The sequence below is a fragment of the Streptomyces sp. NPDC051677 genome, assembly GCF_044453465.1.
In the GTDB taxonomy this organism is placed as follows: Bacteria; Actinomycetota; Actinomycetes; order Streptomycetales; family Streptomycetaceae; genus Streptomyces.
This window is the reverse complement of record NZ_JBITCT010000002.1, coordinates 186493-201783: the sequence shown is the minus strand read 5'-3', so window position 1 is coordinate 201783 and position 15291 is coordinate 186493. Positions and strand designations below refer to the sequence as shown.

General features: G+C 69.7%; 14 protein-coding genes and 2 tRNA genes. 12 read left to right on the top strand and 4 right to left on the bottom strand.

What is annotated here, in order from left to right; translation table 11 throughout:
- Window positions 1–45: 45 nt before the first annotated feature.
- Window positions 46–1170: a M48 family metallopeptidase gene (locus ACIBAF_RS03900; protein WP_399461612.1), complete on the bottom strand. Its 1125-nt coding sequence runs from the start codon at window positions 1168–1170 to the stop codon at window positions 46–48.
- Window positions 1171–1307: 137 nt separating this feature from the next.
- Between ACIBAF_RS03900 and ACIBAF_RS03895 the strand changes: the two genes are divergently transcribed.
- From ACIBAF_RS03895 to ACIBAF_RS03865, 7 genes are all read left to right on the top strand, one after another.
- On the top strand, window positions 1308–1460 hold the full coding sequence (locus tag ACIBAF_RS03895) for a hypothetical protein (RefSeq protein WP_399461497.1): 153 nt from the start codon (window positions 1308–1310) through the stop codon (window positions 1458–1460).
- 109 nt (window positions 1461–1569) lie between these two features.
- On the top strand, window positions 1570–1734 hold the full coding sequence (locus ACIBAF_RS03890; RefSeq protein WP_399461496.1) for a hypothetical protein: 165 nt from the start codon (window positions 1570–1572) through the stop codon (window positions 1732–1734).
- A gap of 97 nt (window positions 1735–1831) precedes the next feature.
- Window positions 1832–2458, top strand: a complete 627-nt coding sequence (gene nadD / locus ACIBAF_RS03885) for a nicotinate-nucleotide adenylyltransferase (protein WP_079662324.1) — start codon at window positions 1832–1834, stop codon at window positions 2456–2458.
- Between the two features lie 16 nt (window positions 2459–2474).
- Window positions 2475–4280: a LytR C-terminal domain-containing protein gene (locus ACIBAF_RS03880; RefSeq protein WP_399461495.1), complete on the top strand. Its 1806-nt coding sequence runs from the start codon at window positions 2475–2477 to the stop codon at window positions 4278–4280.
- Window positions 4281–4357: 77 nt separating this feature from the next.
- Window positions 4358–4804 carry a ribosome silencing factor gene (rsfS, locus tag ACIBAF_RS03875; protein ID WP_319336687.1) on the top strand — a complete coding sequence of 149 codons (447 nt, stop codon included), beginning with the start codon at window positions 4358–4360 and terminating at the stop codon, window positions 4802–4804.
- Window positions 4801–5472 (top strand): histidine phosphatase family protein, encoded by a 672-nt coding sequence (locus ACIBAF_RS03870; protein ID WP_399461494.1) that lies wholly within the window; start codon window positions 4801–4803, stop codon window positions 5470–5472. The genes rsfS and ACIBAF_RS03870 overlap by 4 nt, the downstream gene beginning before the upstream one ends.
- A 93-nt stretch (window positions 5473–5565) precedes the next feature.
- Window positions 5566–5638: transfer RNA gene (locus ACIBAF_RS03865), tRNA-Ala, on the top strand.
- A gap of 79 nt (window positions 5639–5717) precedes the next feature.
- Here the strand turns inward: ACIBAF_RS03865 and ACIBAF_RS03860 are convergent.
- Window positions 5718–6629, bottom strand: coding sequence for a helix-turn-helix transcriptional regulator (locus tag ACIBAF_RS03860; protein ID WP_399461493.1), 912 nt, complete (start codon window positions 6627–6629; stop codon window positions 5718–5720).
- Between the two features lie 208 nt (window positions 6630–6837).
- Here ACIBAF_RS03860 and ACIBAF_RS03855 point away from each other — a divergent pair, with 208 nt between their 5' ends.
- The 4 genes from ACIBAF_RS03855 to ACIBAF_RS03840 all read left to right on the top strand — a co-directional run bounded on the left by ACIBAF_RS03855 (window position 6838) and on the right by ACIBAF_RS03840 (window position 8927).
- Window positions 6838–8226, top strand: a complete 1389-nt coding sequence (locus ACIBAF_RS03855) for an MFS transporter (protein ID WP_399461492.1) — start codon at window positions 6838–6840, stop codon at window positions 8224–8226.
- 69 nt (window positions 8227–8295) lie between these two features.
- A complete protein-coding gene (locus ACIBAF_RS03850; protein ID WP_107472648.1) occupies window positions 8296–8469 on the top strand; it encodes a hypothetical protein in 174 nt (57 codons plus the stop codon).
- A gap of 3 nt (window positions 8470–8472) precedes the next feature.
- Window positions 8473–8706 carry a hypothetical protein gene (locus tag ACIBAF_RS03845; RefSeq protein WP_003976229.1) on the top strand — a complete coding sequence of 78 codons (234 nt, stop codon included), beginning with the start codon at window positions 8473–8475 and terminating at the stop codon, window positions 8704–8706.
- A 148-nt stretch (window positions 8707–8854) separates the two neighbouring features.
- Window positions 8855–8927: transfer RNA gene (locus tag ACIBAF_RS03840), tRNA-Ala, on the top strand.
- Between the two features lie 127 nt (window positions 8928–9054).
- Here the strand turns inward: ACIBAF_RS03840 and ACIBAF_RS03835 are convergent.
- Window positions 9055–10665 (bottom strand): NADH-ubiquinone oxidoreductase-F iron-sulfur binding region domain-containing protein, encoded by a 1611-nt coding sequence (locus ACIBAF_RS03835; protein WP_399461491.1) that lies wholly within the window; start codon window positions 10663–10665, stop codon window positions 9055–9057.
- Window positions 10662–11972 carry a cytochrome b/b6 domain-containing protein gene (locus ACIBAF_RS03830; RefSeq protein WP_399461490.1) on the bottom strand — a complete coding sequence of 437 codons (1311 nt, stop codon included), beginning with the start codon at window positions 11970–11972 and terminating at the stop codon, window positions 10662–10664. The genes ACIBAF_RS03835 and ACIBAF_RS03830 overlap by 4 nt, the downstream gene beginning before the upstream one ends.
- Window positions 11973–12400: 428 nt before the next feature.
- Between ACIBAF_RS03830 and leuS the strand changes: the two genes are divergently transcribed.
- Window positions 12401–15286: a leucine--tRNA ligase gene (gene leuS, locus ACIBAF_RS03825; RefSeq protein WP_399461489.1), complete on the top strand. Its 2886-nt coding sequence runs from the start codon at window positions 12401–12403 to the stop codon at window positions 15284–15286.
- The last annotated feature ends 5 nt before the right edge of the window (window positions 15287–15291 follow it).

Sequence of the window (15291 nt, the reverse complement as noted above, 5' to 3'; positions counted from 1 at the left end):
AGGGCCGCAGGTTCTCGTAGCTTCGTAGCCTCGTAGCGAGGGCGGTCAGTTCTCGTCGCGAGGAGGGGTGTCCGTCGGGCCGTCCGAGCCGTTGCGCGGCGACTGGTCGTCCGACGGCGTCGGGCCCGTGAATCCGCCGAAGCCGCGCCGCACCCGGCCGCCCAGGTCGCCCGCCCCGCCCGCGAGGTCGCTGACCAGCTTCATCAGCGGGTCCTTGGAGCTCTTGACGCTGGTCGCGTAGTGGGAGGCGGACTCGCGGAAGGAGTCCGTGACGGAGGTGTCCTTGTCCTCGCTGCGGCGCGTGTAGTGGCCGTCCATGATCCGCTGGTGGTCGCGGGACTCGGCCCACTTCTTCAGCTCGGCCGCACGCACGGTGGTGAAGGGGTGGGTGCGGGGAAGCACATTGAGGATCTTCAGCACGGAGTCGCGCAGGTCGCCGCCCGCCTCGTACTCCTCGGCCTGCTGCAGGAACGCGTCCACGTTCATCTCGTGCAGGTGGTTGCCGCCGGCGATCTTCATCAGACCGCGCATCGAGGCCTTCAGATCCTGGCCGACGAGGAGACCCGCGCGGTCCGCGGACAGCTCCGACTTGCGGAACCACTCGCGCAGCGCCGTCACGATCGCCATGATCGCGAGGTTGCCCAGCGGGATCCAGGCGATTCGGATCGCCAGGTTAGTGAGGAACAGCAGGATCGTCCGGTACACGGCGTGCCCCGACAGGGCGTGCCCCACCTCGTGGCCGATGACCGCCCGCATCTCCTCCTCGTCGAGCAGTTCGACGAGCCCGGTGGTGACCACGATGATCGGCTCGTCCAGACCGATGCACATCGCGTTGGGCTGTGGGTCCTGGTTGACGTACATCGGCGGGACCTTCTCCAGGTCCAGGATGTAACAGGCGTCCCGCAGTATGTCGTTGAGGTGCGTGAACTGCTGGTCGGAGACCCGCACGGAGTCGGACAGGAACAGCAGCCTGAGGCTTCGCTCGGGCAGCAGCCCGCTGAGCGCCTTGAACACCGTGTCGAAGCCGCTCAGCTTGCGCAGCGCCACCAGCGCGGAGCGGTCGGCCGGGTGCTCGTACGCACGCGAGGAGATTCCGGGGAAGCGCCTGCGCTGCCTGCTCGGCACGTTCTCGTGGCCCGTGCCGTCGTTGTCGTGGCCGTCGTCGGACATGTCTTCCCCCATGTGCGTCTGTGTGGCCTGTACCTGACCCTTTACGGACCCTTGTGCGGCCCTTTGCGCCCCCGAAGCAGGGCCCAGCCTAGGCGGAGTTACCTTGGACGGGCACTACACCGAAGGAGTCCCACGTCATGGAGCACCAACCCGCAGCCGCCTGGCTCACCGAAGCCGCCGCCCAGCAGGGGGCGGGGAATCTGCTCCGCGTCGTACTGGTCGTGATGATCCTGGGCTGTGTGCTCACCGCGTGGTTCCTGCTGCGGGGCTACAAGCGGAAGGACGACTGAGCCGTCGGGAAGGTTCCCAATGGCGGAGTCGGCGTGATCGCCGCCGAGTCGCCCGCTTACGATGGGCCGACATCTTTATCCCACCCTCACCGGATAGGTCCTGCCGAAGATGAGCCTTCACAGCGCCGCTGCCCAGTTGGTCACCCTCGCCGCCGAGGGCGAGGAGCACGGCGGCAACCACGAGAGCCTCAGCCCGTACATCACCGGCGGCAGCGCTTTCCTCATCCTGCTGCTCCTGCTGTGGATCACCACCCGCTTCAACCGCGACCGCTGAGACACCACGTGTTCACAGACGGGCAGTCAGACATAGCGGGGCGCTCCGGGCATCCGCCGGCCGGGGCGCCGGGACCGGGCCGGTAGGGTCTGCACGCATGGGAGAGCAGGACATGCCTACCGGCCCGTCGAACCCGGGCAAGCGCCGCCTCGGCGTCATGGGCGGGACGTTCGATCCGATCCACCACGGACACCTCGTGGCGGCCAGTGAGGTCGCCGCGCAGTTCCACCTGGACGAGGTCGTGTTCGTCCCGACCGGCCAGCCGTGGCAGAAGACCCACCGCAGTGTCTCCCCGGCCGAGGACCGTTACCTGATGACGGTCATCGCGACCGCCGAGAACCCGCAGTTCTCGGTCAGCCGCATCGACATCGACCGCGGTGGCCCCACCTACACCGTGGACACCCTGCGCGACCTGCGGGCCCTCAACCCCGACACCGACCTCTTCTTCATCACCGGCGCCGACGCCCTCGGTCAGATCCTGACCTGGCGGGACAGCGAGGAGCTGTTCTCCCTCGCGCACTTCATCGGGGTCACCCGGCCGGGCCATGTCCTGTCCGACCCCGGTCTCCCGGAGGGCGGCGTCTCGCTCGTCGAGGTCCCCGCGCTCGCCATCTCCTCCACCGACTGCCGTGCGAGAGTCGCCAAGGGCGACCCCGTCTGGTACCTGGTGCCGGACGGTGTTGTGCGCTACATCGACAAGCGCGAGCTGTACCGCGGCGAGTGAGCCGAGAGGGGTACCGGTGAACGACCGATACGACGCGGGGTACGGCGGCGACCCGTACGAACTCGTCGGCTATGACGAGTACGGGCAGCCCGTCTACCGGCAGGTCCCGCCCCAGCAGGTGCCGCAGCAGGCCTACGACCCGTACGGGCAGCAGGGCAGCGAGCCGCACCAGAACCAGGGTCAGCACCAGGGCTATGGCTACGACCCGTACGCCACGGGCGGGCAGCAGACGCCCGCCTACGACCCGTACGACACCGGTCAGCAGCCGCCCACCCCCGCCTACGACACCGGTCGGCAGGCGCCCGTCGGCTACGACCCCTACGGCACCGCGACCCAGGCCCCGTACGACCCCTACGGGCAGAACGCCACCAGTGGACAGCAGCCCAGGGTCCAACAGCCCCGCGCCGCCGAGCAGACCGCCTACATCCCGCAACAGGCCGGCCCGGTGGGGAACGAGACCAGGACCGAGACCGGGAACGGCAACGGGAACGGCGTTGGCAACGCGAACGAAGCCGAGTCTGACCATGCGGCGGCCCAACGGGAGTACCACACCGAGCAGTTCGCCTTCGTGGAGGAACCGGACGGTGACTCCGAGGACGTCATCGACTGGCTGAACTTCACCGAGAACCGCACCGAGCGCCGCGAGGAGGCCAAGCGCCGCGCCCGCGGCCGCCTGGTCGCCCTCGTCGTGGTCCTGGCGGTGTTCGCGGCCGGCGGGGTGGGCTACCTCTGGTACGCCGGGAAGCTGCCCGGCCTGTCGTCGTCCTCGGACTCCGACACCGGCACCTCGACCGCCACCGCCGCCCAGAAACGCGACGTGGTCGTCGTCCACCTGCACAACACCGCCGGGGGCGGCACCTCCACGGCACTGCTCGTCGACAACACCACCACCAAGCAGGCCACCACGGTCCTGCTGCCCAACTCCCTCGTCCTCACGGACGAGGACGGCACCACGACGACCCTCGCCAAGTCCGTCGACGACGACGGCTCGGCCGGCACGCGCGACGCCCTGGACACCGTCCTCGGCACCCAGATCCAGGGGACCTGGCGCCTCGACACCCCCTACCTGCAGAACCTCGTCGACCTCGTCGGCAACATCGAGGTCGACACCGACACGGCCGTGCCCGCCCCGGGCGCCAAGAAGGGCGAGGCCCCACTCGTCAACAAGGGCGAGGACCAGACCCTCAGCGGCAAGATGGCCGTCGCCTACGCCACCTACCGCGCCACCGGCGAGGCCCAGAAGGCCCAGCTGGAGCGGTTCGGCCAGGTCATGCAGGGCGTGCTGCGCAAGGTGTCCTCCGACGCGCAGGGCGCCACCGTCACCGTCCAGACCCTGGCGCAGATCCTCGACCCCTCGCTGACCGACAAGGATCTCGGCGCCTTCCTCGCCAAGCTCGCCGACCTCGCCAAGGGCGGCGACTACAAGACCGCCCTGCTGCCCGTCCAGACCGACGGCACACTCAGCGCCGACGCGAGCGCGAGCGTCGTCAAGAACGTCCTCGGCGGCACCGCGAAGAGCCCCGACAAGGACGCGGCCGTCAGCGTCTCCGTCCAGAACGCCAGCGGCGCCAAGGCCAACACCGAGGACGCGCGCGTGGTGCTCCTCAACGGCGGCTTCACCTTCCTGGAGGCCGGCGCCCCGTCGGGCACGAAGGCGACCTCCCAGGTGCTCTACGCGGACGCCGCCGACAAGGAGAACGCCACCGAGGTCGCCAAGACCCTGGGCCTGGACGACGGCGCCGTGAAGAAGGGCACGGTCCCCGGGAACGCGGACGTGGCGGTCGTCCTGGGCGAGGACTACAAGCCCTCGGCGTCCGGGTGATCCCTTAATCACGTGGGGTGCCGTCGGCGGTCCGTGAGACCCTTGAGGACAAGTGTCCGCCGACGGAAAGCCACGTAGTGACCGCCACCGACCGCTCCATCGAGCTCATCACCGCCGCCGCACAGGCGGCCGCCGACAAGCTCGCGCACGACATCATCGCCTACGACGTCAGCGACGTGCTGTCGATCACGGACGCCTTCCTGCTGGCCTCCGCTCCCAACGACCGCCAGGTCAAGTCGATCGTCGACGAGATCGAGGAGCGCTTGCAGAAGGAGCTCGGCGCCAAGCCGGTACGCCGTGAGGGCGACCGCGACGCCCGCTGGATCCTGCTCGACTACGTCGACATCGTCGTGCACGTCCAGCACAGCGAGGAGCGCGTCTTCTACGCCCTCGAGCGGCTGTGGAAGGACTGCCCCGAGCTGGAGCTGCCCGCCGACGCCAAGGCGACCCGCGGCAAGGCCCAGGAACACGCCAAGCTGCAGGCCGAGGAGGACGAGGCCGCCGGATTCGGGGAGCTTCGGTGAGTGCCCCCGCCGGAGCCCCCGACCGGGGGCCGGGTCGTGGCCGCCGGGTCATCCTCTGGCGGCACGGCCAGACCTCCTGGAACGTGGAGCGCCGCTTCCAGGGCTCGACGGACGTCGCGCTGACCGAGACCGGCGTGGCCCAGGCCCGCCGGGCCGCGCGGCTGCTCGCCTCCCTCCAGCCCCACGCCATCGTCGCCTCGGACCTGTCGCGGGCCGCCGACACGGCCGCCGAGCTCGCCGCGCTCACCGGCCTGGAGGTGACCCACGACGAGGCCCTGCGGGAGACGTACGCGGGCGTCTGGCAGGGGCTGACGCACGACGAGATCATCACTCGCCACGGCGAGGAGTACACCGCGTGGAAGCGCGGTGAGCCGGTCCGCCGCGGCGGGGGCGAGCTGGAGACCGAGGTCGCCGACCGCGCCGCCCCCGTGGTGCTGAGGCACGCCGAGAAGCTGCCCGAGGACGGCACGCTCGTCGTCGTCAGCCACGGCGGCACCATCCGCACCACCATCGGCCGTCTCCTCGGCCTGGAGGCGTACAGCTGGGAGAGCCTCGGCGGTCTCTCCAACTGCTGCTGGTCCGTCCTCGGTGAGGGCGCCCGGGGCTGGCGTCTCCTCGAGCACAACGCCGGCACCCTGCCCGAGCCCGTGCTCGGCGACGACGACTGACCGCCGTGGGGCGACCGGGACCCGGATTTCACTTTCCGGCAGGTCGCAGGCTAAAGTTCTTCTTGTTCGCCCCGCGGAGCGGGGAGGACAGAAGGGGCTATAGCTCAGTTGGTAGAGCGCCTGCATGGCATGCAGGAGGTCAGGAGTTCAATTCTCCTTAGCTCCACAGATCGGCTGGTCGGTTGATCGACACTCTGTTGAGTTGTCAAAGACCGGTCGAGATCGGTTCGCGAAGATCCCGTCCCTCAGGGGGCGGGATTTTTTGTTGCCTCCTTCCGCAACAGGGCCGCGCGCCGGGCCGTCTCCTCGTCGTCCGGTGTGTAGACCACGATCCGGCACTCCGGCATGCCGTTGATCGACAGCGATGTGGACGTCATCCGCAGCTCGCCCACCGCCGCGTGCCGGAAGACCTTCACGCGGCGGCCGGGCTCCGCCACGTCACCGGACTCCCACAGGCGTGCGAAGAACGGGCTGGCCTGCGACAGCCTGCGTATGAAGTCCTCCCAGACGGGCTCACCGGCATGCAGTCCGTACGCGGCCCGCAGGGTCGCCACCATGATCGGCAGCTCCTTGTCCCGGAACATCAGCGGGCAGTCCTCCTCCCGGACCGTGAACAGCCGCCAGAGGGCGTTGTCCGGCCCCGGGGCGCAGGCCTTCACCGGTGTGATGAACAGGTCACGGTAGACGGGGTTGGCGGCGAGGATGTCGTAGCGCGCGTTGTAGACCACCGCCGGCCGGGGTGCCAGGGCGTCGATGATGCCCCGGATCTCCGGGCCCACGCTGTGCACCGGCGCCTCCGGCGTGGCCGCGTAGGGCACCTCCGCCAGGTGGTACAGATGCTCGCGCTCCGGCGGGTCGAGCCGCAGCGTGCGCGCCACGGCGTCCAGGACCTGCGCGGAGGCGTTGATCGGCCGCCCTTGTTCCAGCCATGTGTACCAGGTCACGCCCACGCCCGAGAGCTGGGCGACCTCCTCGCGGCGCAGCCCCGGTGTGCGGCGCCGCAGCCCGGGCGGCATCCCGACGTCCCCCGGTGTCACCCGGGCCCGCCTGCTGCGCAGAAAGGCCGCCAGCTCGGGTCGGCGCCGATGTGCCGTCCCCGGCCCGGCCGTCCTCCCCGTCTCCGACCTCGTCTTCGTCCCCATCGTCACGTCCCCCATGGTCGATCCCCCACCCGTTCCCTGCCAGGTGCTGTCAGTACCAGCATCAGCGGGCTCTCGGCACCCGTACGGGATTCTCGTCACGCTCGACGGCATGACGACGACGTCCGGAACAGGGCCGGTCCCCGCGACCGTGCCACCCGCTTCAAGTCCTGCTGCCAGTAAAGACCCTGGCACTGACAATCGGCCTCGGCGGCTGCTCGCGGTCGTGCTCGCAGCCCAGTTCATGGCACTGCTCGACGTCTTCATCGTGAACGTCGCAGCCCCCACGATCGGTTCCGACCTGAACGCCTCCGGCGCCGACCTCCAACTCGTCGTCGCCGGTTACGTCATCACGTACTCCGTGCTGCTGATCACCGGCGCGCGGCTCGGCGACCGGTACGGGCACGGCCGCGTCCACCTCGTCGGGCTCGCCCTCTTCACGGCCGCCTCGCTCGCCTGCGGGCTGGCGCAGGGCAGCACCGAGCTGATCGTGTTCCGGCTGGTGCAGGGCGCCGGGTCGGCGGTGATGATTCCGCAGGTGCTCAGCCTGATCCAGCGCACCTTCACCGGCGAGGCCCGGGTGCGGGCGCTGGGCGTCTACGCGGCGGTCCTCGCCGTCGGCGCGGCCGCCGGGCAGGTGCTGGGCGGGATTCTGGTCAGCGCCGACCTGCTGGGCACCGGCTGGCGTCCGGTGTTCCTCGTGAACGTGCCGGTGGGCCTCGTCCTGTTGGCCGTCGGCAGGCGCGTCCTGCCGCGTGGCGGGGGAGCGGATCGAGAAACGGCGGGTGCAGGGGCGCGAAAAGGGGCGCGCGGTCTGGACTGGCCCGGTCTTGTGCTCCTGGGCGCTGCCGTGTCGCTGATCACGGTGCCGCTCGTGCTCGGGCAGGAGGAGGACTGGCCGGTGTGGTCCTGGGCGTCGCTGGCCGTCGGCGCGTTCGTGTTCGTCGCGTTCTGCCGTTACGAGGCTCGGCTCGCCCGGCGTGGCGGCGCCCCGCTGATCGCGCCCCGTGTGCTGCGTCACCCCGGGATGGGGCTGGCCGTCCTGCGGGTCATGGCCGTCATGGCGGTCAACGGCGGCTTTATGTTCGTGATGACCCTGCACGTCCAGGGCGGCCTGGCGTACAGCGCACTGCGCACCGGCCTCACCTTCGCGCCCACCGCGGTCGTCTTCGGGGTGGTCGGAATGACTTGGCGCAGGTGGCCGGCCTCCTGGCAACGAGCCCTGATCCCCGCCGGGTTCACGCTCACCGCGCTGTCCGTGGCCGGCGTGGGGCTGGCGTTCAAGGGCGGCGACCACGGGGGCGCGTGGCTGTATGCGGCGTACGCCGGCGTGGGCGGCGGGCTCGCCCTCGCCTTCAGTCCGTCGCTCACCGGGGCGTTGGCGGCGGTGCGGCCCGAGGACGCGGCGGACGCCAGCGGGCTGCTCGCCACCGTCACCCAGCTCGGGCAGCTGATCGGCGTTGCGGTCTTCGGCACACTCTTCTTCAACCGGCTTGAGTCACTTGGGGCGCCGGAGGCGTATACCTCTTCGGAAGCGCTTCTCACATGCATGTTCGCGCTCGCTACGACAGCCGTCCTCGGTGCCGTGTCCGGACTGGTACTGAGGCGTCGCTGACCGTATTGGCCCGGCCGTGGCAGAATCAAACGGCCGGAAGGGGGCGCGGCCCGACGGGAGGGAGTAGCGATGCCTGCGAGCATCTTCGGAGAGGTCGGTCACCTCTCCGAAGCGGTGGTGACACGGGACAAGGCCACCCGGCTCAGCTGCCCCTCCTGCGGTTCCGCCCATGTGGCCCAGGTTCTCGGTGACAACGGCGGGATTTCCTACGTGTGCACGGCCTGCGGCCACAGCTGGAGCTGATCGATGGGTGCACACAGGCGAAAGTGTGATTGGTGCGGGAGCGGGACTCCGATCGTCCGTGACATGGAGCCGGTCAACCCCGACTACCAGTACTGGTGCGAGGAATGCGCGCGGGCGCTGATCATAAAAGGCGACCCGATCGAGACGTACCGCGAGCTGGAGGGCGAGCCGATCTATGGCCGGCTTCTCGAGGAGCACTGCACGCTCAAGCGGTTCTATTCCTTCGTCACCGCTTGACCCCGCACACCGCCTCACCTCTTATTTCGGGTGAAAGCGGACAGGGTGGAAACGATTTGGTGGTCCGCCGCCGGACCGGTAAAGTTGGCGTCGCCGCCGGGGAAACCTGGCGACACGGTCAAGATGTGGTTCCACCGCATGACCGCGAGGGGCTATAGCTCAGTTGGTAGAGCGCCTGCATGGCATGCAGGAGGTCAGGAGTTCAATTCTCCTTAGCTCCACAGCAGATCCCGCTGGATCGGATTCGATCCGGCGGGATCTTTTTGCGTTCCGGACATTCCGTCAGGTCCGGCCGGAGAAACGCGAGGGGGCCGCCTGTAGTCAGGCGGCCCCTGTCGTCGTTACGCGTTAGCGGCCCAGGGCGCGGCGACCGCGGCCCTGGGAGAGGACCGGGAGGTTGCGGGAGGGCGCCTGCGCGCGCGTGTCCTCCTCGATGCGCAGGGCCAGTGCCGGGCAGCGGCGCACCGCGCGTAGAGCTTTGGCTTCCGCGTACTGCGGCACCTTCGCCTGCGCCACCGTCGGGAAGCCGTCGGCGCCGAGCTGGAAGACCTCCGGGAGGATGTCGGCGCACAGGCCGTGCCCGCGGCACAGCGTCCAGTCGACGAAGATCTTCTGACGGCTGGTGCCGCTCTCCTCCGGCGCGCTGCCGCTCGTGATGCCCGCCGGGGCCATGCCCGCCTCGAAGAGCGGCAGAACGCCCTCCACGGGCCGTCCGCAGCCATTGCCGAGGACGTGCGCGGCCAGGTCGTCGGTGAACGCCTTGATGGTCGACTCCAGGAACATCGCGGAGCCGTCCGGGTGCGAGCACGCACCGCGCCGCTTGACGTTCTTGGCGACCTGCTTGAGCGCCTCCAGGGCGGCCGGGCCGCCGCCGTTGAGGATGTCCTCCATGCCGCGCGCGGCGGCCGGCAGGCCGAGGTAGCAGGGACCGCACTGACCGGCGCTCTCGTCGGCCAGCCACTGCGCCACACGCAGCGACTCGCCCAGCGGGCAGGTCTCCTGGCTGATCGGCAGGATGGCGCCGGCGCCGAGCGCCCCGCCCACCGCGTCGAGGGAATTGCGGGAGACGATCGCCTCGTTGACCGTCGCCGCGTCGATCCACTTGCCGTGGTAACCGCCGGTCAGCACGCCCTGGGGCACCGGCGGGGCGCCGGCCAGCTGCAGGACGTAACGCAGCGGCACGCCCGTGGGGACCTCGATGACCATCGGGCGGGCGACCGCGCCGGAGACCGTCAGCATGACGGTGCCCGGCTCGTCGTACAGGCCGGTGTTGCCGTAGCGCTCCGGGCCGATGCGGGCGGCGATGGCCAGCTGGGCGAACGTCTCGGCGTTGGACAGCAGGGTGGGCGCGCCGCCGACGCCGTTCTGCGAGGCGCTGACCTTGCGGCCGGGCGGGATCGGCGGGCCGCCGTCGATCGAGCGGATCAGCGACGCGGCGGCGCCGGTGACCATGCGGATCGGGTTGCGCTGGACGAACGCCTTCAGCGCCGATCTACGGCCGTTGCTGAGGCCGCGTTCGGCGAGCGCCGCCTCCATGGAGCGCTGGGTGGATTCGCGGGTGACCCCCACCACGAGCGTGCGGGCGCCCAACGCCTCCGCGACCAGCAGTGCGCCGTCCAGGATGAGGTGCGGGGCACGGTTGATGAGCACCGTGTCCTTGCGGCAGGCCGGTTCGTCCTCACTGCCGTTGACGACGACGACCGGCCGTACGCCGCGCTTGATCGCCGCCTCGGCGACCGAGCGCAGCTTCTTGTGGAAGGGGAATCCCGCGCCGCCGCGGCCCTTCAGGTTGATGTTCTCGGAGAGCTTCGCGAGCGCCTCTCCGCCCAGGGGTTCGAGCGGCCCATGCACCTTCAGGTGCATGGGCAGGTCGAGTCTCTCGACAAGGTCGAAGCCCGACGTGAGCTGCGGAAGACCGACCACGCGGACTTCTGGGACGTCGGGCAGGGCCTCGTTCACCTATAGCCTCCGGAAGGCGTGTTCCAAGGTTCGCCCGAACCCGGTGCGTCGAACGACGCCCCGGGCGATGGTTCATTGGCGGGACCGCTGTTGTACGTGTCGTTCTGGTTGTACGTGCCGTAGGGGGGATTCGTCTCACCGGTGTCGTACATGTCACGTCCGGGAGGCCCGGGGTTGCCCGAATTGCCATAGACCGGGATGTTGAATCCCGTGTCCTGAAGCGGGTCGTAGGCCGACGGGGGCGCCTCGCCGACCGGCGGCGGGGACGGGATCGGCCAGCTGCCCGAGGTGCTGCCGCCGTTGTCGACGCGCGGGATCGCCTCGGTGGCCTGCACGTCGAACGGCATGTTCATGCGCGCCGTCTGGTCGGCCGGGAAGGGCTGCTGCTGACCGCGCGGAGGCGTGTTGACCGCGCGGTAGGCGGCCGCGAAGCCGTTGGCGGGCTCCGGGGTGGCGGGCCTGTCGTACATCGGCGACGCCGGCGGGTTCATCCGGGTGGAGCCCATCGTGTCGGTCAGCGGCGAGCGACCCGAGCGGCCCTCGTAGCCGGGCAGTGCGGACGACCCGGTCTCCGTCACGCGCGCGCGTGACGCGTCGAGGCCGTCCATGGAGCGCTCCTGGGAGCCCCCCAGCAGTTCGGTGAGCCGGTCGGCGACCTTGCGCTTGAACGGGCGCGGGGCGGCGCGCAGGGCGAGGGCGGCCATGACCCCGGCCAGGCACAGCTCGTACGACACCATGAAGAAGGGCTTCGCCGCGCGTCCGGCGTACAGGCCGTGGATCAGGGCCGCGCACAGGGCCGGGTAGGCCAGCATGTGCATCGCGCGCCAGCGAGCGGCGACCTCGGCCGGTGCGGCGAACTGGTTGCGCAGCGCGCCGGTGACGCCCACGAAGATCATGAGCAGGGCCGCCAGGGAGCCGAGGCCGATGAGTCCTGCGCTGCCCTTGATGCCGAGGCTGAAGGGGATCAGCGCGGCGATCAGGACGGTGTGCTCCAGTGCCAGCTTGATGGTGATGTGCACCAGCAGGAACGCGATCGAGCCGACGGCGGTCACGCGATGGATGCCTTGGGCGATGATCCGCTGGCGGGTGTTGAGGATCAACCGGTCCTGGGCGACGAGGCCCCAGATGACCGAACAGGTAAGGCAGACCAGCGACAGGACACCCGCACCGAAGTTGAGGAATGCCTGCAGCTGGTCGCCGCCCACCAGGACGATCACGGGTATGAGGACCAGGACGGCAGCCGTCGCCAACCCGTAGGCCGACCGGCCGGGCTTGGGGAGCGAGCTGTTACTAGGACGAGGGTTCATGGGGGCAACTCCGCGCAGTTTCGGGAAAGCGGTCCCGCTGCCGAACTCTAAGTGGCTCCATACCGATGGGTACGAGGTTTGAGTTATTGCGTTGTTATGAAACGACGATGTGGCTGTTGTGATGTCCCTTAGTAGCTGTTACGCGAAGTAACCTTTGACCTTGGTTCAGTCCCGACCCGCCGTTTCCGGTAGCAGCAACGTTGTCGCGACCATGCATACGTAAGCGCGTCGCGGCGTGCTCAAGGCCTGCGGTACCCTAGCGCCATGCGTGCTGTACGCCTTCTGCTTAGCGAGCCGCGCTGATCAGTCCCGACCGCCGGTGAACGGACGGTTCGGAATCGGCGCGGCGTCCCCTCCTGTGCGAGGGGATTTTTCGTTTCCTGGACGACACGCCGCTGGCAGAGACGATCGATGGAGCTTTGAGGACCATGAGCGAGACGAACCCCGCTGCCGCCGCTGTCCCGGCGGAGGCCGCGCCGCACCGCTACACGGCTGCCATGGCCGCCGAGATCGAAGCACGCTGGCAGGACTTCTGGGACGCCGAGGGCACGTACGCCGCGCCGAACCCGAAGGGTGACCTGGCCGGTGACGCCGAGCTGGTCGCGCGGCCCAAGAAGTTCATCATGGACATGTTCCCGTACCCCTCCGGTGCGGGCCTGCACGTCGGCCACCCCCTGGGCTACATCGCGACCGACGTCTTCGCGCGCTTCCAGCGCATGACCGGCCACAACGTCCTGCACACCCTGGGCTTCGACGCCTTCGGCCTGCCCGCCGAGCAGCACGCCGTGCAGACCGGCGAGCACCCCCGGGTCACCACCGAGGCCGCCATCAACAACATGAAGTCCCAGCTGCGCCGGCTGGGCCTGGGCCACGACAAGCGCCGGTCGTTCGCCACGATCGACCCGGACTACTACAAGTGGACCCAGTGGATCTTCCTGCAGATCTTCAACTCCTGGTACGACGACGAGGCGAACCAGGCCCGCCCGATCGCCGAGCTGGTCGCCCGGTTCGAGTCCGGTGAGCGTGCCGTACCGGGGCACGCGCGCGCGTGGAGCGAGCTGACCGCCACCGAGCGCGCCGACGTCCTGGGCGAGTTCCGCCTGGCCTACGCCTCCGACGCGCCGGTCAACTGGTGCCCCGGCCTGGGCACCGTGCTGGCCAACGAGGAGGTCACCGCCGACGGCCGCTCCGAGCGCGGCAACTTCCCCGTCTTCAAGGCCAAGCTGCGCCAGTGGAACATGCGCATCACCGCGTACGCGGACCGCCTGCTGGACGACCTGGACGCCCTGGACTGGCCCGAGGCCATCAAGCTGCAGCAGCGCAACTGGATCGGCCGCTCAGAGGGCGCCCGCGTCGACTTCCCGGTGGACGGCGAGCAGATCACCGTCTTCACCACACGCCCCGACACCCTGTTCGGCGCGACCTACATGGTGCTGGCGCCCGAGCATCCGCTGGTCGACAAGTTCACCCCGGACACCTGGCCCGAGGGCACGCACGACGTCTGGACCGGCGGCCACGCGACCCCGGCCGAGGCCGTCGCCGCGTACCGCGCGCAGGCCGCCTCGAAGTCCGACGTCGAGCGCCAGGCCGAGGCCAAGGACAAGACCGGCGTCTTCACCGGCGTGAACGCGACCAACCCGGTCAACGGCGAGCAGGTCCCCGTCTTCATCGCCGACTACGTCCTGATGGGCTACGGCACCGGCGCGATCATGGCCGTCCCGGCGGGTGACCAGCGCGACTTCGAGTTCGCGCGCGCCTTCGAACTGCCGATCCACTGCATCGTCGAGCCGACCGACGACCGCGGCACCGACACCTCGACCTGGGAGAACGCCTTCGGGTCGTACGAGGCGAAGATCATCAACTCCTCCAACGAGGAGATCTCCCTGGACGGCCTGGGCGTCGTCGACGCCAAGGCGCGCATCACGCAGTGGCTGGAGCGCAAGGGCATCGGCGAGGGCACCGTCAACTTCCGCCTGCGCGACTGGCTGTTCAGCCGGCAGCGCTACTGGGGCGAGCCCTTCCCGATCGTCTACGACGAGGACGGCGTCGCGCACTCGCTGCCCGAGTCGATGCTGCCCCTGGAGCTGCCGGAGGTCGAGGACTACTCGCCGCGCACCTTCGACCCGGACGACGCGAACACGTCCCCCGAGACGCCGCTGTCCCGCAACGAGGACTGGGTCAACGTGACGCTGGACCTGGGCGACGGCCGCGGTCCGCAGAAGTACCGTCGCGAGACCAACACCATGCCCAACTGGGCCGGTTCCTGCTGGTACGAACTGCGCTACCTGGACCCGCACAACAGCGAGAAGCTGGTCGACCCGGAGATCGAGCAGTACTGGATGGGCCCGCGCGCGGGCCAGCCGCACGGTGGCGTCGACCTGTACGTCGGCGGCGCCGAGCACGCCGTGCTGCACCTGCTGTACGCGCGCTTCTGGTCGAAGGTGCTGTTCGACCTGGGGCACGTCTCCTCCGCGGAGCCGTTCCACAAGCTGTTCAACCAAGGCATGATCCAGGCCTACGTCTACCGTGACAGCCGCGGCTTCCCGGTGCCTGCCGCCGAGGTGGAGGAACGCGACGGCGCGTACTTCTACCAGGGCGAGAAGGTCTCCCGGCTGCTGGGCAAGATGGGCAAGTCCCTGAAGAACGCCGTGACTCCGGAGGCGATCTGCGCCGAGTACGGCGCCGACACCCTGCGCCTGTACGAGATGGCGATGGGCCCGCTGGACGTCTCGCGCCCGTGGGACACGCGCGCGGTGGTCGGCCAGTACCGGCTGCTGCAGCGGCTGTGGCGCAACGTCGTCGACGAGAACACCGGCGAGCTGACCGTTGTCGACGCCGAGCCCGGCGAGGACACCCTGCGGGCCCTGCACAAGGCGATCGACGGGGTCCGCCAGGACCTGGAGGGCCTGCGCTTCAACACTGCCATCGCGAAGATCACCGAGCTGAACAACCACCTGACCAAGGCGGGCGGCGCGCTGCCGCGCTCCGTGGCTGAGGCCCTGGTGCTGCTGGTCGCCCCGCTGGCCCCGCACATCGCCGAGGAGCTGTGGCGCCGGCTGGGCCACACCGACTCGGTGGTCCACCAGGATCTGCCGGTCGCCGACCCGGCGTACGTCGTGGACGAGAGCGTGACCTGCGTCGTGCAGATCAAGGGCAAGGTCAAGGCGCGCCTGGAGGTGTCCCCGGCCATCTCCGACGAGGAGCTGGAGAAGGCGGCGCTGGCCGACGAGGCCGTGGTGGCCGCGCTGGGCGGGGCCGGTATCCGCAAGGTGATCGTGCGGGCGCCGAAGCTGGTGAACATCGTTACGGCGTGAGCAGC